The following is a 20894-nucleotide window of genomic DNA, read 5'->3' as shown; positions in this document are numbered from 1 at the left end:
GCTGGAGTTCCTGGACGCCCGGGGCCACACCGAGCGCGTCGACGACCAGCGTCGGCGCTGCCGTACGGACGCGGTGAACGGAGGCGGACGGGAATCGAACCCGCCGGCCCGAGATCCTCGGGCCCCTCGGTTTTGAAGACCGGGAGGGCCACCAGGCACCCACACGCCTCCACCGCTCGTCAGGCTACTGCCCCAGGAGACCGCCGCCATGACATCGACATCCCCGCCGATCCATCCGGCGCCCGTCCGGCTCACCCAGTACGCGCACGGCGGCGGCTGCGCCTGCAAGATCCCGCCCGGAGAGCTGGAGGAGGTGGTCGCCGGGCTGACCGTGCCTCAGCTCGCCGGGGGCGACACGCCGCTACTCGTCGGGCTCTCCACCGGCGACGACGCCGCCGTGGTCACCCACCGGGGCACCGCCGTCGTCTGCACGGCCGACTTCTTCACCCCGGTCGTGGACGACCCCTACGACTGGGGACGCATCGCCGCCGCCAACGCGCTGTCGGACGTGTACGCGATGGGCGGCCGGCCGGTGCTCGCCGTGAACCTGCTGGCCTGGCCGCGCGACCGGCTCCCCTTCGACCTGGCCCGCGAGGTGCTGCGCGGCGGCCTGGACATCGCCACCGAGGCCGGCTGCCATGTCGGCGGCGGGCACAGCGTCGACGACCCGGAACCCAAGTACGGCATGGCCGTCACCGGTCTCGCCAATCCCGAGCGGCTGCTGCGCAACGACGCCGGCCGGCCCGGGCTGCCGCTGTCGCTGAGCAAGCCGCTTGGTCTGGGCGTGCTGAACAACCGGCACAAGGTCACCGGTGAGCGGTTCGAGCAGGCCGTCGCCACCATGGCGGCGCTCAACCGGGACGCCGCCGAGGCCGCCCTCGCCGCCGGGGCCAGGTGTGCCACCGACGTGACCGGGTTCGGCTTCCTCGGCCATCTGCACAAGCTGGCACGGGCCTCCGGGGTGACCGCCGTGGTCGACACCGCCGCCGTACCGTACCTGGACGGGGCCCGGGAGGCCGTCCGGGACGGATACGTCAGCGGCGGCACCCGGCGCAACCTCGAATGGGTCGCCCCGCACACCGACTTCGGGGACGCCGACGCCGACACCCGGCTGCTGCTGGCCGACGCCCAGACCTCCGGCGGGCTGCTGCTCGCAGGCGAGGTGCCCGGCGCGCCGGTGGTGGGGGAGCTGGTGCCGCGCGGGTCCCACTCGATCGTCCTCAGGTAGGGCGGCTACGGCTCCGTTCCCGTGTGCTCGTCGATGCCCGCCCGGGCCCGGTAGGCCCGCACCAGCTCCACCGACGCCGGACCCCGGGGCCGGCGCCCCGGCCGGATGTCCACGGCGAACGCCTTCGACTCCTGGATGTGCGTGTTCGGGTCCAGGGACAGATGCAGCAGCTCATTGGCCGCGTCCCCGGTGCTGTAGCCGTTGGGACCCCAGTGGTACGGCAGCCCCACCTGGTGCAGTCTGCGGCCGTGCACCCTCAGCGGCGCCATCCGGTCCGTCACCAGCACCCGTGCCTCGATCACCGCGCGAGCGCTGACGATCGTCGCCCACCCGGTGTGCTCCAGGCCGCGTTCGGCCGCGAGCTCCGGGGAGACCTCACAGAAGAACTCCGGTTGCAGCTCGGCCAGATACGGCTGCCAGCGGGACATGCCGCCCGCCGTGTGGTGCTCGGTGAGCCGGTAGGTGGTGGCCACGTACGGGAACACCTGCGAGCCGGGCTCGTCGCCGCTCGGCTGATAGCGGTTGTCGGGGAGCGTGGGCAGCAACTGCCGTACGGGGTTGTGCTGTTGGTCGTAGAGCAGGTTCGGGAACGGCGAGTCCTGCGGCTCGTAGTGGGCCGGCAGCGGGCCGTCGGTGAGTCCGGACGGCACGTACAGCCAGGCCTTGCCGTCGGCCTGCATGATGAACGGGTCCGTGCCGGACAGCGCTGCCGGACCGGTCGCGTCCTCGGGCGGCACGTGATCGGGCGACTTGTCCTTCTTGAAGTCGGGCACGTCGTGCCCGGACCACTCGCCCCTCTCCGGGTCCCACCACACCAGCGCCTTGCGCTCGCTCCAGGGCCTGCCCCGCGGGTCGGCGGAGGCGCGGTTGTAGAGGATCCGCCGGTTGGCGGGCCAGGCCCACGCCCACTCGGCGGCAACCCAGTCCTGCTCCCGGCCGGGCTTGCGGCGGGCGGCCTGGTTGACGCCGTCGGCGCGGACACCGCAGTAGATCCAGCAGCCGCAGGACGTCGAGCCGTCCGGCTTCAGCTCCTCGTAGGAGGACAGCGGATTGCCCTCGGCGTCGTGGCCGTTGATCTCGGCGAGGACGGCCTCCGCGTCCGGTTCGGCGAGCCGGCCCCGCGTCGGACAGTCCCAGGCCAGGTCGAGCACGGGCCGGTCCATCTCGTCGGTGGACCCGGCGAGCTTCTCCCGGATGATCCGCCCCAGGTGGTAGGTGAACCACAGGTCGCTGCGCGACTCGCCGGGCGGTTCGACCGCCTGGTGGTGCCACTGCAGCAGCCGCTGGGTGTTGGTGAAGCTGCCGTCCTTCTCGGTGTGCGCGGCGGCCGGCAGGAAGAACACCTCGGTGCGGATGTCCTCGGTGCGCAGCTCACCGGTCTCGATCTCGGGCCCGTCCAGCCACCAGGTCGCCGACTCGATCAGCGAGAAGTCCCGGACGACCAGCCAGTCCAGGTTCGCCATGCCGAGCCGCATCAGCTTGGAGTTGGCGTTGCCCACGGCCGGGTTCTCGCCGTAGAGGAAGTAGCCCTTGCAGGTGCCCTCCAGCTGGGCCATCGTCGTCTCGTACGTCGAGTGGCTGCCGGTCAGCCGGGGCAGGTAGTCGAAGCAGAAGTCGTTGTCGGCCCGCGCCGCGTCACCCCAGTAGGCCTTGAGCAGGCTCACCAGGTACGAGCGCATGTTGCCCCAGTAGCCCTTGTGGGCCGCGTCGGCCTCCACGAAGGCGTCCAGGTCCTGGTTCTGGTGCGCGTGCGGCATCGGGATGTAGCCCGGCAGCAGGTTGAACAGGGTCGGGATGTCCGTGGAGCCCTGGATGGAGGCGTGTCCGCGCAGCGCGAGAATGCCGCCGCCCGGCCGGCCGATGTTGCCGAGCAGGGTCTGCAGCACACAGGCCGCCCGGATGTACTGCACGCCGACCGTGTGCTGGGTCCAGCCGACCGCGTAGGCGAAGGCCGTCGTCCGGTCGCGGCCGGAGTTCTCCGTGACCAGCTCGCACACCTGCCGGAACAGATCCCGCGGCACCCCGCAGATCTCCTCGACCATCTCCGGTGTGTAGCGGGCGTAGTGCCGCTTGAGCACCTGGAAGACACAGCGCGGATGAGCCAGTGTCTCGTCGCGCTCCGGTTCACCCTCGGGGATCACCGCGCCGCCGGCCCCGTGCGCCTCGCCCCGTGCCGCCTCGGTCACCGAACTGCCGCGGCCGGTGCGCTTCTCGTACTCCTGGTCGCGCTCCCCGGAGGCCGCCTGGATCTCGGTGCCCTCGTACTGCCAACTGCCGTTGTCGTAGGAACGGTTCACGGCGTCCAGGCCGGAGAAAACACCCGCCAGGTCCTCGGTGTCCCCGAAGTCCTCCCGGACGATCACCGGGGCGTTGCTGTAGGCCACGATGTAGTCGCGGAAGTACTTCTCGTGCTCCAGCACGTAGTTGATGATCCCGCCGAGGAAGGCGATGTCCGTGCCCGCGCGCAGCGGTACGTGCAGGTCGGCCAGCGCGCTGGTGCGGGTGAACCGCGGATCGACATGGATCACCTTCGCGCCCCGCGCCTTGGCCTCCATCACCCACTGGAACCCGACCGGATGGCACTCGGCCATGTTCGAGCCCTCGATGACGATGCAGTCCGCGTTCTGCAGGTCCTGCTGGAAGGTGGTCGCGCCGCCGCGTCCGAACGAGGTTCCCAGACTGGGAACGGTGGAGGAGTGTCAAACGCGCGCCTGGTTCTCGATCTGGATCGCGCCGAGCGCCGTGAACAACTTCTTGATCAGGTAGTTCTCTTCGTTGTCGAGCGTGGCCCCGCCGAGGCTCGCGATGCCGAGGGTGCGCCGGGTGCGGGTCTCGTCGACCTCCCACTGCCAGCCCGCCCGGCGCGCCTCGATCACCCGGTCGGCGATCATGTCCATCGCCGTGTCGAGGTCCAGGCGCTCCCACTCGGTGCCGTGCGGACGCCGGTAGAGGACCTGGTGCTCGCGGGCGTCCCCGGTGGTCAGCTGCAGGCTCGCCGCGCCCTTGGGGCACAGCCGGCCGCGCGAGATCGGGGAGTCAGGGTCGCCCTCGATCTGGGTGACCTTCCCGTTCTGGACGTACACGTTCTGGCCGCAGCCCACCGCGCAGTACGGGCAGACGGACTTCACCACCCGGTCGGCCCTGGCCACCCGGGGCTCCAGCCGCTCGCTGCGCCCGCTCTTCGCCGCGGCACCCCGGCCCAGCGGATCGGTGCCCGTCAACTGCCGGTAGACCGGCCAGGAGTCGATCCAGGTGCGCACGCCCACAGCCACTCCTCCCGCTCGGTCCCTCGATCTTCCCGCATGCGCGCGGTCACGGCATCTCTTGCGTCGGCGGGGAGTACCCCGGCCGGGCGGGGCCAAACGGACCCGGCGGCTCCCGGTCGTCTCCCCCACCCGGCCCCGCCTCGACGACCCGGGCCGCTGTCTGCGCCACTCGGCGGAGGGCCTGGCTGGTGTCCTGGGCGAATCGGGAACAACAGGAGTAGCAGGGGATCGCCCTGCCCTCCCCGCGTCCGGAGTTGATCCGGGCATTTCCGGTGCGGGGGGCGTGTGCGCCGGTCGCGTCGCCAGTCGGATGTCGCGAGGGCGAGTGACGCCGCCATGCCGACGAGGGCGGCGCCCAGCGCGGTGACCAGGGCGGCGCGGTAGTCGTGGCTCCTGCCCAGCACCAGGTAGAAGAAGCCGGGCAGGGCGGCGGTGCCGACCGCGGCACCGAGCCGCTGCCCCGTCTGCAGGGCGCCGCCCGCCGCACCCGCCATGCGCACGGGCACGTCCCGCAGCGTCATGGTGATGTTGGGGGAGACCACGCAGCCGCTGCCGACGCCGCCGAGGAACAGCACCGGGGCGGCGAGCCAGGGCGCGATGCCGAGGGGCGCGAGACGGAGCAGCAGCGCGGTGCCCCCGAGGCCGACGATCACGCCCGTCAGGCCGCACACGGTGAGCAGGCGGCCGAAGCGGTCCACCAGCCGGCCGGCGACCACGGCCGCGCCCGCCGAGCCCAGGGCGAAGGGAGTCACGGCGAGCCCGGACCGGAGGGGGGAGAAGCCCAGACCGTGCTGGTAGGAGAGCGCGAAGACCAGCCAGACACCGCTGAACCCGATGAAGTACAGGGTGCCGACTCCGGCGCCGACGGCGTATCCGCGCACGGTGGTGAACAGGCGCGGGTCGAGCAGTGGCTCGGCGCCCCGCGCGACGAGGCGGCGCTGCCACCGGGCGAAGACGGCGAGGATCGCCACGCCGACGAGGAGCAGCCACCACACGCGCCCGATGCCACCGGACTCCGCCTGGACCAGCGGGAACATCACCGCGAGGACGCCGAGGCCGAGCAGCAGGACGCCGGGCAGGTCCACGCGTCCCCGACCGGACCGCCGCGTCCGGGGCAGCAGGCGGCGGCCGAGGAGGACGGCCAGGATGCCGATGGGGACGTTGACGTAGAAGATCCACCGCCAGCCCTGGGCGCCGGAGGCCAGCGCGAGGATGGCGCCGCCGGTGATGGGGCCGGTCGCGGCCGATATGCCGACGGTGGCGCCGAAGAAGCCGAAGGCGCGGCCGCGTTCGGCGCCGCGGAACATCTGCTGGATGAGCGCGGAGTTCTGCGTGGCCATGAAGCCCGCCGTCAGCCCCTGGGCGAGCCGGGCCACCACCAGCGCCGTGATGCCGGGCGCCGCTCCACAGGCCGCGCTGAAGATCACGAAACCGCTGAGGGCCAGCAGGAAGATGCGGCGCCGGTCCAGCGCGTCGCCGAGGCGGCCGGCGGTGACGAGGGCCAGGGCGAAGGCGAGGGCGTATCCGGACACCACCCACTGCACCTGCGCGGGGGAGGCGTGCAGCTCGCGCTGGATCGTGGGCAGGGCGACCGCCACGATCGTCACGTCCAGCAGGCTCATGAAGCCGGCCACCAAGGTGACCCACAGGGCCCGCCACCGTTGCGGATCCGGCTCGTATCCGGCCTCGTGGGCGCCCGGGTGCCGGCCCTCCGCCGCTGACCCCGACGCTGTCACATGGGCTCCTCTCGCCGGCCCCGGCCCCGGATCACCGGCGCCGCCCCGGGGCGGACCAAGTTCCCCACGGGGCACGGAGCACACACCGCGCCGTGCCGTCGGCAGGCCGCGAACACCGAGGACGCACACGACACCGGCACCTCTGGCACGGTCCATGCCGCCCGTCCGGTGGTCACGCCGTCAGCGGCCGCGCCGCTCCAGCCGCTCCCGCTGCGGTACGACGGTGTACTTCGGATCCTCCGCGGAGGCGACCCCGGCGTGGAACACACCGAAGCGCAGGGCCGCCGAGCCGGTGAGCAGCGCCGCTCCGGCCGCCAGAGCCAGGCGCCGGTCCCGCCCGCAGCACAGGGCGAGGGCGGTGCCACCCGCCGTAAGCGCCCGTGCCGCACGCAGCAGCAGGCGTGGCCTGCCCTGTTCGAAGGGCTCCGCGGTCAGGCCCATGCGCCGCTTCATCGTCTGGAACGCGCCCAGTTCCAGGGCGGCACCGAGCACGGCCAGCCGGCGGGCCGGCCCCGTCTGGGCGGTCGGGGCCGCGACCAGGGCCAGGCCGGAGGCCGCGGTGGCGGCGGAGCCCGCGAAGACGAACGGCAGCTCGCGGTAGCCCTCGTGCCAGGACGGCACCGCCGTGTCCGACAGCAGCACCGCCGTGTACGTGGCCACGGCCGGGCCGAGGACGGCGGCGGCCGCTGTCGCGGCCGTGCCCAGCAGCCGGTACCGGCCCGCCACCTCAGTCGCCGCGGCGGTCAGCGTCAGCGGCGCGTACCCCGTGAGCAGCCAGGAGCCCACGCTCATGGGGGATGTGGGCTTCAGGACGCGCAGCATGTTCAGGAACCGGGCCGGCCTGCCCAGGTCATGGACGAGCGCGGCCAGCGACAGGGAGATGGCCCCGGCGGCCCCGAGCTTCGCGGGAGCCGCGAGCCCCGGCCGCCCGGTGACCTGGCCGCCGGCCGCGAGCAGCGAGGACGCCCCGGCCAGACCGCCGAGATACAGGTATCCGGCGATGTCCAGGGGTTTCCATGTCGGCCTTTTCACCACCGGTTTGCCGTAGTACGACGAGAAGGCGGCGTCCGGAACCATCGGCTGCTCGCCCCGCCCGCGCCGATGCCGGCGGCGCCCCCCGCCTCCGCCCGTGGGCGCCTCCCTGCCGGGCCGTGCGCCTTGAACGCCGTCCCGGGTGACGTCCGACTCGCTCATCGCGGCCTCCTCGCGAAGCTGCCCAGGGCGAGGGCGAGCAGCGTGCCGGCGGCCAGTGCCGCGTGCCGCCACATGTCGGGCAGATCGCGGGTGGTGACCACCGGATCGGGCGGGAGGCCGTAGATCTCCGGCTCGTCCAGCAGCAGGAAGAACGCGCCGTCGCCGCCGACCCCGTCGTCCGGGCTCTCGCCGTACAGCCGTGCGTCGGTCACGCCGGCCGCGTGCAACTGTGCCACCCGGGCCTGCGCCCGCTCCCGCAGCTCGTCCAGCGGGCCGAACTGGATGGAGTCCGTGGGGCAGGACTTGGCGCAGGCGGGCTCCATGCCGACGCCGAGCCGGTCGTAGCACAGCGTGCACTTCCACACCCGGCCGTCGTCCTTGCGCTGGTCGATGACGCCGTAGGGACAGGCGGGCACGCAGTAGCCGCAGCCGTTGCAGATGTCCTCCTGGACGACGACCGTGCCGAACTCGGTGCGGAACAGCGCGCCGGTGGGGCACACGTCCAGACAGGCGGCGTGCGTGCAGTGCTTGCACACGTCGGAGGACATCAGCCAGCGCAGCTCGGTGCGGCCGTCCGGGGACAGGGGGGAGATCTGCCCGGCGGGCGCGCCCTCGGGGGCCTGCCCGGGCGGGGGAGTGGTGGTGCCCGGGCCGGGGGAGGAGGCATCGGTGCCGAGGCGGGCCGCGGCGGCGAACACGTCGACGTCCTCGTGCGCGATCCCGGGTTCCTGCCCGCCGAACGGCCCCCGCTGCTCGATGAAGGCCACATGCCGCCAGGTGTCGGCGCCCAGGCTCTGGGTGTTGTCGTACGACATGCCGGTCAGGACCAGACCGTCCTCCGGGATGGCGTTCCACTCCTTGCACGCCACCTCGCAGGCCTTGCAGCCGATGCACACCGAGGTGTCGGTGAAGAAGCCCATCCTCGGCGGGGCGTCCGGGTATCCGGAGTCCCCGGCCACGTCCGGCTGGGGGCCGTACCACAGATGTCCGCGGGCCTCGTCGCCGTCCCTCATCGCCGTACCTCCTCACACGTCCTGTCATACGGGGTGCTGCTGACGGCGGGCGGGCTCGCCTTCGGCCCGTGCTGGATCGCTCACTCTCGGTGTTCCCCTTCGAGCCTGGCACGGGTGCCCCGGCTCCGCGCGTCCGAAACGGCGGCCGCGCTGCTGCGTGCGTACGCCCCGCTCGTGGGCGCGCGGTGGACCTGGCCGCCGCCGGCTGCGTCCGGTCGTACGGCGACACCACACCGACCTGGTCGGCCCGATCACGGCTCCTCGGCGGTGAGCGGCACGGTGGCGGTGATCCGTTTGCCGTGGGGCAGCCAGGTCACTTCGAGGGCGCGGGAGAGCATCGCGACGAGGTGCAGCCCGTGCCCGCCGACGCGGCGGGGATCGGGAGGGTGCCGCCGCGGCGGGTCGGTGGAGGTGTCCGACACCGTGATGCGCAGGGCGCCGGCCTCGGGCAGCACTTCCAGGCTCAGGGTGCACGGACCGGGCGCGTGTTTGGCCACGTTGGTGACGAGTTCGCTGGCGACGAGCCGGGCATCCTGCACCGAGCGCCGCGGGGGCGCGGGGCGCACACCCGCGAGCAGCGCGGCGACGGCGTCCCTGGCGTCCCCGACGCCGGCCACGGCGTCGTCCCAGGTGCGGCTGTGGCGCAGGGGCGCGGGGCGGGCCTGCGTCCTGGTGTGCGTCCCGAGCGGGATGTCCATGCGTCGTTGCCCTTTTCGTGCGGTGCCAGTGGCCCTTCCTGTGCGGACGGGATCCTCCCGTCCCTGCGCGGATACCCGCTGAACCGGCGGTCAAGGGGACGTGCGCCGCGAATCCTCCGGTTGCCCATGAACCCCTGGTCGCAGGGCCGCGGACCGGGTGCGCGGACGGCGGAACGGTCCGGGAAACCGCTGGATCTCCCGGACCCGTTCGGAATCGGAGGAGCCGTCGATCCGGCGCGGCTCGGTGCTGAAGGCGGCTCAGTGCTTCAAGGTGTCCTTGCCCTTCTCCTTGGCCTGCCGGGCGTCGCCGCGCGCGCCTTCCATACGGCCCTCGGCCTCCATCCGCTCGTTGCCGACGGCGCGGCCCATGGCCTCCTTGGCCCTCCCTTTGGCCTGCTCCTTCTTGCCCTTTGCCTTCTGGCTGCCTGCCACCGGGTGTCACATCCCAACGTTGTGCGGGGTCCGGTCCCCAGTCGGTTTGCCCTTGTGCAGCCACCCAAACAGGAAATTGCCGACATACTCGCCAGTGCGGGCCTAATTACTTACCCTTGGTTGAACAGTCCAGACTGATAAACCTATCGTTAGTAATCGTGGACACCGTCGCACTCGCCGCCGCACTGCGGCTGGCCATGGGCCGGATCGTCCGCCGACTGCGCCAGGCACACGCGGTCGGCGACGTGACGTTGTCCGGCGTGTCGGTACTGGCCCGGCTGGCCCGTACCGGTCCGGACTCGCCCGGCTCGCTCGCCGAACTGGAACGCGTCCGGCCGCAGGCGATGGCCAGTACCCTCGCCGGGCTCGAACAGCGCGGACTGGTGAGCCGTACCCCCGACACGGCCGACGGCCGCCGGGCCATCGTCTCCATCACCGAGGAGGGACGGACCATGCTGGAGCAGCGCCGCTCCGAGTCCGTGAGCCATCTCGCCCACGCCCTGGACGAGTTCACCCCGCAGGAACGGCAGGCCCTGTACGACGTGCTGCCCCTGCTCGACCGACTGGCGGAACGGCTGTGACCGGCCCCGCGCCCGCTGGGGGAATACGCGGCCGCCTCCTCGCCCGATCGGCCCGCCTCAGGGACACGCCCCCCGGCCCCGGCTACAAGTGGGTCGCGCTCTCCAACACCACCCTCGGTGTCCTGATCGCCACGATGGACGCCTCCATCGTGATCATCTCGCTGCCGGCGATCTTCCGCGGGATCGGCCTGGACCCGCTCGCGGCCGGCAACATCGGCTATCTGCTGTGGATGATCCTCGGCTATCTGCTGGTCTCGGCGGTGCTGGTGGTCATGCTCGGCCGGCTCGGCGACATGTTCGGCCGGGTCCGCATCTACAACCTGGGCTTCCTGGTCTTCGCCTGCGCCTCCGTCGCCCTGTCCCTCGACCCGTTCCGGGCCGGCGCGGGTGCGCTGTGGCTGATCCTGTGGCGGATCGTGCAGGCCTTCGGCGGCTCCATGCTCACCGCCAACTCGGCCGCCATCCTCACCGACGCCTTCCCGGCCCGGCAGCGCGGCACGGCCCTCGGCATCAACCAGATCACCGCGCTCGCCGGGCAGTTCCTCGGCCTGCTCGCCGGCGGCCTGCTGGCCACGGTCGACTGGCGTGCGGTGTTCTGGGTGAGCGTCCCGGTCAGCGTCACCGGCACCGTGTGGTCGTACCTGAGCCTGCGCGAGACCTCGGCCGGCGGGCGCGGCCGGATCGACTGGCTCGGCAACCTCACCTTCGCCTCGGGCGCGGGCATCCTGCTCGCGGGCATCACCTACGGCATCCAGCCCTACGGCGGCCACCCCACCGGCTGGACCAACCCCTGGGTGCTCACGGGCCTGGTCGGCGGCGTGTTCCTGCTGCTGGTGTTCTGCCTGGTCGAGACGCGGGTCGCGGAGCCCATGTGCCGGCTGTCGCTGTTCCGGGTGCGGGCGTTCGCGGCCGGCAACCTGGCCGCCCTGCTCACCGCGATCGCCCGCGGCGGACTGCAGTTCATGCTGATCATCTGGCTGCAGGGCATCTGGCTGCCGCTGCGCGGCTACGACTTCGCGGACACCCCGCTGTGGGCCGGCATCTTCATGCTGCCGCTCACCCTGGGCTTCCTGGTCGCCGGGCCGGTGTCGGGCTATCTGTCCGACCGCTTCGGCGCCCGCCTCTTCTCCACCGCCGGACTGGTCGTCGTCGCCGGGTCCTTCCTCGGCCTGCTGGCCCTCCCCGTGAACTTCGACTACGGCGTCTTCGCGACGCTGCTGCTGCTCAACGGCCTCGGCCAGGGCATGTTCTCCTCGCCCAACACCTCTTCCATCATGGGCAGCGTGCCCGCCCGCTACCGGGGTGTGGCCTCCGGGATGCGCTCCACCTTCCAGAATTCGGGTACGGCCCTGTCCATCGGCGTCTTCTTCTCGCTGATGGTCTCCGGTCTCGCGGGCACCCTGCCGAAGACGCTGGGCAGCGGACTCCAGGCGCACGGCGTGCCCGCCTCGACCGCGCACGAGGTGGCCGCACTTCCGCCCGTCAGCACCCTGTTCGCCACGTTCCTCGGCGACAACCCCATCGGCCATCTGCTCGGCGACAGCGGCACGCTGGACCATCTGACCGCCGCCCAGCGGGCCACCCTGACCGGCCACACCTTCTTCCCGGAGCTGGTCTCCGGGCCCTTCCACCACGGCCTGACCATCGTCTTCGGCGTGGCCGCAGCTATGGCCCTGGTCTCCGCGCTCGCCTCCGCTCTGCGCGGCGGCCACGAGCGCGCCGTCGACGACACCCGGCAGGCGAGGGCGGCGGACCACATGGAGAAGGCCCGGCCCACGCGCACCTCGCCCTAGACGGCGGAGCAGGTGGGCGACAGGAGGGCCGGACACGGCGAAGCTCCCCCAGCACTTCTCCGAACCGAGGGAGCCCCGGACCATCGACCTCGGGCCGCGGTCTTCTCTCCAGTGTGCGCCCTCCTGCCAGGGCAAAGCCTCAACGCGCGGGGAGGGTTGCTTGCCTTTCCGTGACGCGAGGGAACAAGGTGGAGGAAGCAGCGCACAGCAACGCGGGGGCTGCGAGCCGATGTCGGTGGCTGAGGCCCTGTGACAGGAGAAGCCGCGGTCACCGTGCAGCCGGTGACCGAGCAGGCGATGGTGCTGCGACTGTCGGGGACTCTCGACGCCCACGGCGCCGGGGTGCTCGGCCGTGAGCTGGACCTGAGGCTGCGGCGGGCTGACGAGCGCGGCCTGCAGCTTGTCCTGGACATGTCTGGTGTGCGCCATGTGAGCAGCACGGCGGTGCACGCCCTCGACCTCCACACCCGGCACCGCGCCGCCGGCCCGGTCCTGGTCACCGGAGCCACCCCTCAGGTCCGCCGCGTGCTCACGACGACGCCCCTGCCGGGGATCCGGCTGTACCCGACTCTGGAGGGGGCCTTCGCCACCGTGAGCGGTGCGTGCGCGAGCCGGACCCCGCAGACCGAGCCGTACCCAGGCCGAGGGCACTCCCGGTGAGGTCTTCGGCCTGCGGGCCAAGGCCCGCACCGGCGGAATCATCGGCATGGCCCAGGGCATCCTGATCGCCCGTTACCTCCTGCCCGCACCGGCTGACGCCTTCGCCCTGCTGCGCGCGGCCTCCCAGCACTGCAACGTGCCGCTGCGGGTGGTGGCCTCGGCCGTGGTGACCGCGCCGCCGCCGCTGACGGCACAGCTGTGGTTCCCCGGTCGCCGGCGCACCCCGCCGCCCGCCCTGGGACTGCCGCAGGCCGGCCCGGTCGACCCGCGGGACCGGCGGCAGGTGCTGCGGGCGGCCCTGTACGCGGTCGTGACGCTGGGGGACGCCGACGCGGCCGAGATCCATCTGATCGACAAGGTGCAGGAGGAGGCGCTGGTGCTGGAGGCCCACCACGGACTGGACGCCGCCTACCGCGACTGCCTCGCGCTGGTGGTCGGACCGCCCGCGGTGTGCGCGCGGGCGCAGGCCGAGGGCCGGCCGGTGACCGTGGCGGACGTGGCCGCGGATCCCGGACTGGCCGCTCACCCGGTGGGCCGGGCGGCGCTGGCGGTGGGCAGCCGCGCGCTGCACAGTGTGCCGATGACGACGGCCAGCGGCGACTGCAACGGCGTGATCACGCTGCACCGCGTCGAACCGGGCGCATGGCTGCACCCCGGTCAGGCGGCCGATCTGGACCGCCTGGCCCATGAGCTGGCCGCATGGCGGTCCTGGTACCGGCGCACCGTGGTGCAGGACGCTCTGGAGTACCTGCACGCCCAGGGCACCGGGGGAGGCTGAGCGGCCGGAGCGGGGCGGATCACACCTCGCGGCGCCGCCGTACGCAGTGCCGTACGACGAGGGCGGCGATCAGCACGCCGAGGGCGACGAGGACGTAGACCTGGTACCGCGAGATTTCGTCGTAGACCGTCGTGATGTGGCTGCCCACCAGGTAGGCCAGGGTCGTCCACAGACCGACCCAGAGGGCGGCGCCCAGCGCGTTGAAGGCGAGGAAGCGGCGCCAGTGCATGCCCGAGGTGCCGGCGATGATGCCGTTGACCTGGCGCAGGCCCTCGATGAACCGGGCCACGGTCACGATCTTGCCGCCGTGCCGGCCGAAGAACTCCTCAGCCGCCTGGAACCGCTGCGGCGTCAGGAAGACGTATCTTCCCCACCGGTGCACGAACGCCCGTCCGCCCCACCGGCCGATGCCGTAGCCGATGTTGTCCCCGACGACGGCCGCGACGAACGCGATGACCGCCACGGCCACCACGTTCAGCCGTCCCGCGCCCGCGTACACCCCGGCGGCCAGCAGGATCGTCTCGCCCGGCGCGGGCACTCCGAAGTCCTCCACCAGGACCACGGCCCCCACGGCCCAGTAGCCGTAGTGCCCGAGCAGCGGCGCGAGATGCGCCAGCGGACCAGGCAGGGGAGGGGCGGCCATGCCTCCACGGTACGTCGTCGCGATCAGCCTGCCGGTTGCGTCGTGGACGGCGGGCCGGTGCGGGGACTACGAGTCGGAGCGCAAGGCGCCCTCGTCGTCGGCCGGGAGGCCTTGGCACATGTGGCACAGTTCGTGGTCCCCGTCGCGGGTGACCACGGTGCCCCAGCCCAGGCACACCTCGCAGTCGCGGGCGAGGCTCAGGTCGGGACGGGGAGGCAGGAGGGGGCTGCGGTGGGCTCCGTGTGCCATGAGGGGAGCGGCTCCTTGGACATCGCGAGTGAACCTGAGGGCGCTGTCGTCCGCGTTGACAACGCTGTCCATAGGACGTCCATTATGTCGGCTTTATTCCGGATGTCTGTGACGAATGTCACAGAGGGCCCACCTCATCCCTCGGGACCACCCGCCCGGTGTCAGCCCAGCTGGCCCAGCCGCGCCTCACGCCACAGGTCCACGCCGCCGTCGGTCGCGTACTTGTCGATCTCGGCCAGCTCCTCCGCGTCGAACCTCAGGTTCTCCAGCGCGGCGACGTTCTGCTCCAGCTGCTCGGTGCGGGAGGCGCCGATGACGAGCGAGGTGACCCGCTCATCGCGCAAGGCCCAGGCCAGCGCCATCTGTGCCAGCGTCTGACCGCGCCGTGCCGCGATGTCGTTCAGCGCGCGCAGCCGCTGCCGCATGTCGTTTGTCAGCCAGGAGGCGTCGAAGGACGTGCCGCGCGCCGCCCGCGAGTCCTGCGGCACACCCTCCAGGTAGCGGCCGGTCAGCAGGCCCTGGGCGAGCGCAGTGAAGCCGATGACCCCGAAGCCCTCCTCCTCGGCCGCGTCCAGCAGACCGTCGGTCTCGATCCAGCGGTTGAGCATGCTGTACGACGGCTGGTGGATCAGCAGCGGGGTGCCCAGCTCGCGCAGGATCGCCGCCGCCTGCCGGGTGCGCTCCGCGTCGTAGGAGGAGATGCCGACGTACAGCGCCTTGCCCTGGCGTACGGCCGTGTCGAGCGCCCCCATCGTCTCCTCCAGCGGCGTGGTGGCGTCCAGCCGGTGGGAGTAGAAGATGTCCACGTAGTCCACGCCCATCCGGCGCAGCGACTGGTCCAGTGAGGCCAGCACGTACTTCCGGGAGCCGCCGCCCTGCCCGTAGGGGCCGGGCCACATGTCCCAGCCGGCCTTGGTGGAGATCACCAGCTCGTCCCGGTACGGCGCGAGGTCCCGCTTCAGCAGCCGGCCGAAGTTCTGCTCGGCCGCTCCGTACGGCGGACCGTAGTTGTTGGCCAGGTCGTGGTGCGTGATCCCCAGGTCGAAGGCGCGCAGGGCGATCTCGCGCTGGGTCTCGAAGGGACGGTCGTCGCCGAAGTTGTGCCAGTAGCCCAGGGACAGGACGGGCAGGTCCAGCCCCGAGCGTCCGGTGCGCCGGTAGCGCATGGCGCCGTCGTAGCGTGCGGGGTCCGCGACGTGGGTCATCGGGTCTTCTCCGGGTGGTGCCGTAGGGGTCGCCCCTCCGTGTGCGGACGGGCCCGTCCACCCTGCGCCCGGGCGCCGCGCAAGTCCAACCGCCGTACCGGATGGGATTGAGCGGCTCCGTTTCTGAATCGGCCAAGGGGGCAGGCGGTGACCGGTGCGGTGAGACGAGGAGGCGCTCGTGAGCGGTGCGAGGTCGGACGGGTGGGAGGGGCCGGGCCCGGTCGCGGACGCCGCAAGCCGTGGCGCGGCTGCCCCGCCAGGTCCGCGAGGAGCTGATCCGCAGGCTCGGCCGTGACCGACGGGCGTTCGGCAAGGACGACGTCCAGGTCGTCGAGCGGCCGCTGATCGGGCACGCCGTGGGCGCCTCCGCGCTCGGGAACTGCATGGAGTGGTTCGGCTTCGGTGTCTACAGCTATCTCGCCGCCACCATCGGCAAGGTCTTCTTCCCCGGCGCCTCCCCGGCCGCGCAGGTCATCTCCTCGTTCGCGGCCTTCGCCGCCGCCTTTGTCGTCCGGCCGCTCGGCGGCCTGTTCTTCGGACCGCTCGGTGACCGGATCGGCCGGCAGAATGTGCTCGCCACCACCATGATCATGATGGCGGTCGGCACCTTCGCCATCGGTGTGATCCCCGGGTACGGCACGATCGGCATCGCCGCACCGGTGCTGCTCCTGCCGGCCCGAATGGTCCAGGGCTTCTCCACCGGCGGGGAGTACGGCGGCGCGACCACCTTCGTCGCCGAGTACTCGCCGGACCGCAGGCGCGGTTTCCTCTCCAGCCGGCTCGACTTCGGCACCTTCGTCGGCTATGCCCTCGGCTCGGCCCTGGTCACTGTGCTCGATCTGTCCCTGACGGACGGTCAGATGCTGACCTGGGGCTGGCGCATCCCGTTCCTGATCGCCGGACCGCTCGGGGTGATCGGCCTCTACATGCGGCTCAAACTGGAGGAGTCCCCGGCCCTCCAGCAGCAGCTGGACGAACACGAGAAGGCCCTGGCGCAGGAATCGGCGCCCAGTGAGTTCAAGGACATCATCCGCAGCCACTGGGGGGAGCTGCTCGTCTGCGTGGGTCTGGTGCTGCTGTACAACGTCACCAACTACATGGTCACCGGCTATCTGCCGACCTATCAGACCGAGACCCTGCACCCCTCCAGCGGCTCCGCGGACCTCCTGGTGCTGGTCGGCATGGTGTGGATCGTCGTGCTGATCACCTTCATCGGCCGGCTCGGCGACCATGTCGGCCGGCGGCCGGTCTACGCCGTCGCCGCCGCGACGATGATCGTGCTGGCCGTGCCCGCCTTCCTGCTGATCAAGGCGCACGGCACCTGGCCGCCGATCCTCGGCGTCCTGCTGCTCGCCACCCTGCTGGCCTGCTTCGCCGCGCCGAGCGCGGCCACGCTGCCCGCCGTGCTCCCGACCGCCGTCCGCTACGCGGCGATGGGCATCGGCTTCAACTTCGCCGTCTCCGCCTTCGGCGGCACCACCCCGCTGGTGACCGCCGCGCTGGTCACGGCCACCGGCGACGACCTGATGCCGGCCCGCCTACTAACTGATGCTGGCCGGGGTCATCGGACTGCTGACGGTGAAGTTCCTGCCCGAGACCGCCCAGGTGCCGCTCAAGGGGTCGCAGCCGATGGTCGGTTCGCGGGAGGAGCAGCGTGAACTGATCACCGTGTCACGTGAGTTGTACAGCTTCGTGCAGCAGTGGGACGGGGCGCGGCGCACCTGAGGCGCACCTGTCCGATCCAGCCCTCGTTCGATCGTACGAACTTCTCGCGAGCCTGCTTACCGAGCTGTCGAGTGTTTGATAGGAAACTTTCCTACCAATGTTGGACGCGGATCAGCACGGACCAACTACCCACCCCCCACTCCCGCTTGGAGCCCTGTGGTGAACGCAGACCGCGAGACCGCAACCCCCGCCCACATATCCCGCCGGACCGTCGTCGCCCTGCTCGGCGCCGGCGTGGCCTCCGGAGCCCTGCTCGTGTCCCAGCGCGCGACCGCCGCCCCGGCGGCGGCATCGGGCCTCGACGACCCGGCGAAGAAGGAGATCGCCATGGAACTGGTGTCGAGCGCGGAGAACTCCTCGCTCGACTGGAAGGCCCAGTACAAGTACATCGAGGACATCGGCGACGGCCGCGGCTACACCGCCGGCATCATCGGCTTCTGTTCCGGCACCGGCGACATGCTCGACCTGGTCCAGTTGTACGCCGACCGCAAGCCCGGCAACGTCCTCGCCAAGTACCTGCCCGCCCTGCGCCAGGTCAACGGCTCCGACTCCCATGACGGCCTCGACCCCAACTACCCCAAGGACTGGCGCAAGGCCGCCCAGGACACCGTGTTCCAGCAGTGCCAGAACGACGAGCGCGACCGCGTCTACTTCAACCCCGCGGTCGCCCAGGGCAAGGCCGACGGCCTGCGCACCCTCGGCCAGTTCTGCTACTACGACGCCATCGTCATGCACGGCGACGGCGACGACCCGACCAGCTTCCGCAACATCCGAAAGCGCGCCCTGCGCAGCGCCAAGCCCCCGGCGCAGGGCGGCAACGAGACGACGTACCTCAACGCCTTCCTCGACGCCCGGGTGTGGGCCATGAAGCAGGAGGAGGCGCACAGCGACACCAGCCGTGTCGACACCGAGCAGCGGGTCTTCCTGCGCAAGGGCAACCTCGACCTGAACACCCCGCTCGACTGGAAGGTGTACGGGGACAGCTACCACATCGGGTGACGCGCCCGTCCTACGAGGCGTGCGGCAGGCCGGCGGGCGCGGGCACCGGAGTCACGGAACGCAGCCCGGCGGCCTGCCGCGCCGTGATGCGCTGGATCACGGCGATCGCCAGGACGGCGGCCAGGAGGTTGAGACCTTCCGACGCCACCAGCAGGGGCAGCGAGGTGCCGCCGCCCAGGATCATGGCGGCCAGGGACAGCGCCGCATGCCCGGCCCAGGCCGCCCACCACACGTTCACCAGAACGTTCCCGCGGCCCTCAGCCGCACCACCGGGGTCGCTCGCGCGCTGTACATCCAGCACGAGCCCACGCGGAGCCCAGAGGTTCATCACCGGTATCAGCCAGGCGACAACGGCCCACGCGACAGAGCCGCGCACCGCGCCGGGCGAAAGCAGTCCGGCGTTGCGCCAACAGCGGGCGAACCAGAGGAGGAAGAGCACGACCGCCGCCGTCATCGCGTTCACGAAGATCATCGACGCCTGCCCGAAATCGGAGGCCGTGGTCGTCGCCGGATGCAGCAGATGAGCGCGGGCCGTCAGCGCCCGGACCAGTTCGCTGCCGGCCGCCGCTGCCACGGCGAACTGCGTGCAACGCGCGAGGAACCAAGGAGCCTGGACGGCGGATGCGGTCACGGTTGAAGACCTGTCTGTGGAAGGCGTCCTGCACGGGCGGCAGCACGGCACGAAGATCGGAGCACTGGATCATAGGGCGGTACCCACTCGCATGTCAGGGCCCTGACGAGGAAAGATGGGCGGTGAGCGATCGATCCGACGACTCGGAGGAACGGACTCATGCCGCACGAGCGAGCCGGCCGGCCGGCCGGTCCCGAGGACCTTGTGGACGTGGCCCGGCTGGTCACGGCGTACTACGCACTGCACCCGGACCCGGCCGACCCGGCGCAGCGGGTGGCGTTCGGCACCTCCGGGCACCGGGGCTCGTCCCTGGCGACCGCCTTCAACGAGGACCACATCGCCGCCACCAGCCAGGCCATCTGCGAGTACCGCGCGGACCAGGGAACCGACGGTCCCCTCTTCCTCGGCGCCGACACCCACGCCCTGTCCGAGCCCGCGAAGGTCACCGCGCTGGAGGTGTTCGCCGCCAACGGCGTCACCGTGCTCATCGACAGCGCCGACGGCTACACGCCCACCCCCGCCGTGTCGCTCGCGATCCTCACCCGCAACCGGGGCCGCAGCTCCGGCCTCGCCGACGGCGTGGTCGTCACCCCTTCCCACAACCCGCCCGCCGACGGCGGCTTCAAGTACAACCCGCCCAGTGGCGGCCCCGCGGCCTCCGACGCCACCTCCTGGATCCAGGACCGGGCCAACGAGATCATCACCGGCGGCCTGAAGGACGTACGCCGGGTGCCGTACGCGCGGGCGCTCGCCGCGGAGACGACCGGGCGGTACGACTTCCTCGGCGCCTACGTCGGCGATCTGCCGAGCGTGCTGGACCTGGACGCGATCCGCGCATCCGGCGTGCGCATCGGCGCCGACCCGCTCGGCGGGGCCTCCGTCGCCTACTGGGGCCGCATCGCCGATCAGCACGGCATCGACCTCACGGTGGTCAACCCGCACACCGATCCCACCTGGCGGTTCATGACGCTGGACTGGGACGGCCAGATCCGCATGGACTGCTCCTCGCCGTACGCCATGGCCTCCCTCATCGAGCAGCGCGACCGGTTCCGCATCGCCACCGGCAACGACGCCGACGCCGACCGGCACGGCATCGTCACCCCCGACGCGGGCCTGATGAACCCCAACCACTACCTCGCGGTCGCCATCTCCTACCTCTACCGGCACCGCGACCAGTGGCCTGCCGGCGCGGGAATCGGCAAGACGCTGGTCTCCTCCACGATGATCGACCGGGTCGCCGCCGACCTCGGCCGTCAACTCGTCGAGGTTCCGGTCGGGTTCAAGTGGTTCGTGGACGGACTGGCCGGCGGCGGCATCGGGTTCGGCGGCGAGGAGTCCGCCGGCGCCTCCTTCCTGCGCCGCGACGGCTCGGTGTGGACCACCGACAAGGACGGCATCCTCCTGGCCCTCCTCGCCTCCGAGATCACTGCTGTCACGGGCCGGACCCCGTCGGAGCACCACGCCGACCTGACCGCCCGCTTCGGGGAACCCGCCTACGCCCGCATCGACGCGCCCGCGACCCGTGAACAGAAGGCGCTGCTGGGCAAGTTGTCACCGGCCCAGGTCACCGCCGACACTCTCGCCGGGGAGGCCGTCACGGGCGTCCTCACCGAGGCGCCCGGCAACGGCGCCGCGATCGGCGGTATCAAGGTGACCACAAAGAACGCCTGGTTCGCGGCCCGCCCTTCGGGCACCGAGGACGTGTACAAGGTCTACGCCGAGTCCTTCCTCGGCCCCGAGCACCTCGCCCGGGTCCAGGAGGAGGCCCAGGCCGTGGTACTGGGCGCGCTCGACGGCTGAGGCGGCTGCGGGCGGCCACGGTGAGGAGGCCGGGCCGACCCGGTGCGCGTGCCGGCCCCGACGGCAGGTCCCGAGGGCGGCCCGGCACGCGGCGCCGGCCCTGGCGGCGCTGGGGGCGGCGGCACCCGCGGCGCGGTCCGGCCTGGCACGGGTCCGGCCCGGGCCGCGGAGCCTGCCAGGAGTCCCGCCCGGCCCCTGGGTTCCGGTGCGGTCTCGGCGGCCGGCCAGGCCGGGACTCCCACCCGGCAAGAGTCCGGCCCAGC

17 protein-coding genes, 1 tRNA gene and 1 pseudogene are annotated in these 20894 nt (G+C 72.0%); 8 read left to right on the top strand and 11 right to left on the bottom strand.

The features are described 5' to 3' along the window. Positions 1-78: 78 nt before the first annotated feature. Positions 79-171 (bottom strand) — tRNA-Sec (locus ACWCQS_RS13835). 37 nt (positions 172-208) lie between these two features. Between ACWCQS_RS13835 and selD the strand changes: the two genes are divergently transcribed. Continuing rightward, positions 209-1228 (top strand): selenide, water dikinase SelD, encoded by a 1020-nt coding sequence (gene selD, locus ACWCQS_RS13830; protein WP_451004631.1) that lies wholly within the window; start codon positions 209-211, stop codon positions 1226-1228. Positions 1229-1233: 5 nt separating this feature from the next. Here the strand turns inward: selD and fdh are convergent, their stop codons facing one another. From fdh to ACWCQS_RS13800, 6 genes are all read right to left on the bottom strand, one after another. Next, positions 1234-4494: a formate dehydrogenase gene (gene fdh, locus ACWCQS_RS13825; protein WP_451004630.1), complete on the bottom strand. Its 3261-nt coding sequence runs from the start codon at positions 4492-4494 to the stop codon at positions 1234-1236. Next, positions 4446-6230 (bottom strand): MFS transporter, encoded by a 1785-nt coding sequence (locus tag ACWCQS_RS13820; RefSeq protein WP_451004629.1) that lies wholly within the window; start codon positions 6228-6230, stop codon positions 4446-4448. The genes fdh and ACWCQS_RS13820 overlap by 49 nt, the downstream gene beginning before the upstream one ends. A 180-nt stretch (positions 6231-6410) precedes the next feature. After that, entirely contained in the window at positions 6411-7424 is a 1014-nt protein-coding gene (nrfD, locus tag ACWCQS_RS13815) for an NrfD/PsrC family molybdoenzyme membrane anchor subunit (RefSeq protein WP_451004628.1), read from the bottom strand. Continuing rightward, on the bottom strand, positions 7421-8437 hold the full coding sequence (locus ACWCQS_RS13810; protein ID WP_451004627.1) for a 4Fe-4S dicluster domain-containing protein: 1017 nt from the start codon (positions 8435-8437) through the stop codon (positions 7421-7423). Before ACWCQS_RS13810 ends, nrfD begins: the two co-directional genes overlap by 4 nt. Before the next feature lie 251 nt (positions 8438-8688). Continuing rightward, positions 8689-9135 carry an ATP-binding protein gene (locus ACWCQS_RS13805; protein ID WP_451004626.1) on the bottom strand — a complete coding sequence of 149 codons (447 nt, stop codon included), beginning with the start codon at positions 9133-9135 and terminating at the stop codon, positions 8689-8691. A gap of 258 nt (positions 9136-9393) precedes the next feature. Next, complete coding sequence (locus ACWCQS_RS13800; protein WP_450987480.1) at positions 9394-9567, bottom strand: CsbD family protein; 174 nt, start codon at positions 9565-9567, stop codon at positions 9394-9396. Positions 9568-9725: 158 nt separating this feature from the next. On the opposite strand from ACWCQS_RS13800, the gene ACWCQS_RS13795 reads away from it, so the two are divergent. The 4 genes from ACWCQS_RS13795 to ACWCQS_RS13780 all read left to right on the top strand — a co-directional run bounded on the left by ACWCQS_RS13795 (position 9726) and on the right by ACWCQS_RS13780 (position 13379). Further along, positions 9726-10148 carry a MarR family winged helix-turn-helix transcriptional regulator gene (locus ACWCQS_RS13795; RefSeq protein ID WP_451004625.1) on the top strand — a complete coding sequence of 141 codons (423 nt, stop codon included), beginning with the start codon at positions 9726-9728 and terminating at the stop codon, positions 10146-10148. Then, a complete protein-coding gene (locus ACWCQS_RS13790) occupies positions 10145-11941 on the top strand; it encodes an MFS transporter (protein ID WP_451004624.1) in 1797 nt (598 codons plus the stop codon). Before ACWCQS_RS13795 ends, ACWCQS_RS13790 begins: the two co-directional genes overlap by 4 nt. A 249-nt stretch (positions 11942-12190) precedes the next feature. After that, positions 12191-12601 (top strand): STAS domain-containing protein, encoded by a 411-nt coding sequence (locus ACWCQS_RS13785; RefSeq protein ID WP_451004623.1) that lies wholly within the window; start codon positions 12191-12193, stop codon positions 12599-12601. Beyond that, positions 12540-13379 (top strand): GAF and ANTAR domain-containing protein, encoded by an 840-nt coding sequence (locus ACWCQS_RS13780; protein ID WP_451004622.1) that lies wholly within the window; start codon positions 12540-12542, stop codon positions 13377-13379. Before ACWCQS_RS13785 ends, ACWCQS_RS13780 begins: the two co-directional genes overlap by 62 nt. A 19-nt stretch (positions 13380-13398) precedes the next feature. On the opposite strand, the gene ACWCQS_RS13775 is transcribed toward ACWCQS_RS13780, so the two are convergent. The 3 genes from ACWCQS_RS13775 to mgrA all read right to left on the bottom strand — a co-directional run bounded on the left by ACWCQS_RS13775 (position 13399) and on the right by mgrA (position 15476). Continuing rightward, positions 13399-14022: a DedA family protein gene (locus ACWCQS_RS13775; protein ID WP_451004621.1), complete on the bottom strand. Its 624-nt coding sequence runs from the start codon at positions 14020-14022 to the stop codon at positions 13399-13401. 66 nt (positions 14023-14088) lie between these two features. Continuing rightward, complete coding sequence (locus ACWCQS_RS13770) at positions 14089-14271, bottom strand: hypothetical protein (protein ID WP_451004620.1); 183 nt, start codon at positions 14269-14271, stop codon at positions 14089-14091. 161 nt (positions 14272-14432) lie between these two features. Beyond that, positions 14433-15476, bottom strand: coding sequence for an L-glyceraldehyde 3-phosphate reductase (gene mgrA / locus ACWCQS_RS13765; protein ID WP_451004619.1), 1044 nt, complete (start codon positions 15474-15476; stop codon positions 14433-14435). Between the two features lie 178 nt (positions 15477-15654). Between mgrA and ACWCQS_RS13760 the strand changes: the two are divergent. Next, positions 15655-17201, top strand: a pseudogene (locus tag ACWCQS_RS13760) (MFS transporter). A 156-nt stretch (positions 17202-17357) separates the two neighbouring features. Further along, positions 17358-18200 carry a chitosanase gene (locus ACWCQS_RS13755; protein WP_451004618.1) on the top strand — a complete coding sequence of 281 codons (843 nt, stop codon included), beginning with the start codon at positions 17358-17360 and terminating at the stop codon, positions 18198-18200. A 10-nt stretch (positions 18201-18210) separates the two neighbouring features. On the opposite strand, the gene ACWCQS_RS13750 is transcribed toward ACWCQS_RS13755, so the two are convergent. Further along, positions 18211-18831 (bottom strand): DUF4328 domain-containing protein, encoded by a 621-nt coding sequence (locus ACWCQS_RS13750; protein ID WP_451004617.1) that lies wholly within the window; start codon positions 18829-18831, stop codon positions 18211-18213. A 159-nt stretch (positions 18832-18990) separates the two neighbouring features. On the opposite strand from ACWCQS_RS13750, the gene pgm reads away from it, so the two are divergent. Continuing rightward, complete coding sequence (pgm, locus tag ACWCQS_RS13745) at positions 18991-20631, top strand: phosphoglucomutase (alpha-D-glucose-1,6-bisphosphate-dependent) (protein ID WP_451004616.1); 1641 nt, start codon at positions 18991-18993, stop codon at positions 20629-20631. Positions 20632-20894 lie beyond the last annotated feature (263 nt).

This window comes from Streptomyces sp. NPDC002076 (assembly GCF_053593835.1).
This window is presented reverse-complemented; position numbering and strand designations above follow the sequence as displayed.

Excerpts from the sequence above, each read along its gene's own strand:
- ACWCQS_RS13810 (WP_451004627.1), bottom strand. The coding sequence starts at position 8,437 with ATGAGGGACGGCGACGAGGCCCGCGGACATCTGTGGTACGGCCCCCAG.
- pgm (WP_451004616.1), top strand. The coding sequence starts at position 18,991 with ATGCCGCACGAGCGAGCCGGCCGGCCGGCCGGTCCCGAGGACCTTGTG.
- nrfD (WP_451004628.1), bottom strand. The coding sequence starts at position 7,424 with ATGAGCGAGTCGGACGTCACCCGGGACGGCGTTCAAGGCGCACGGCCC.
- ACWCQS_RS13805 (WP_451004626.1), bottom strand. The coding sequence starts at position 9,135 with ATGGACATCCCGCTCGGGACGCACACCAGGACGCAGGCCCGCCCCGCG.
- ACWCQS_RS13770 (WP_451004620.1), bottom strand. The coding sequence starts at position 14,271 with ATGGCACACGGAGCCCACCGCAGCCCCCTCCTGCCTCCCCGTCCCGAC.
- selD (WP_451004631.1), top strand. The coding sequence starts at position 209 with ATGACATCGACATCCCCGCCGATCCATCCGGCGCCCGTCCGGCTCACC.
- ACWCQS_RS13775 (WP_451004621.1), bottom strand. The coding sequence starts at position 14,022 with ATGGCCGCCCCTCCCCTGCCTGGTCCGCTGGCGCATCTCGCGCCGCTG.
- mgrA (WP_451004619.1), bottom strand. The coding sequence starts at position 15,476 with ATGACCCACGTCGCGGACCCCGCACGCTACGACGGCGCCATGCGCTAC.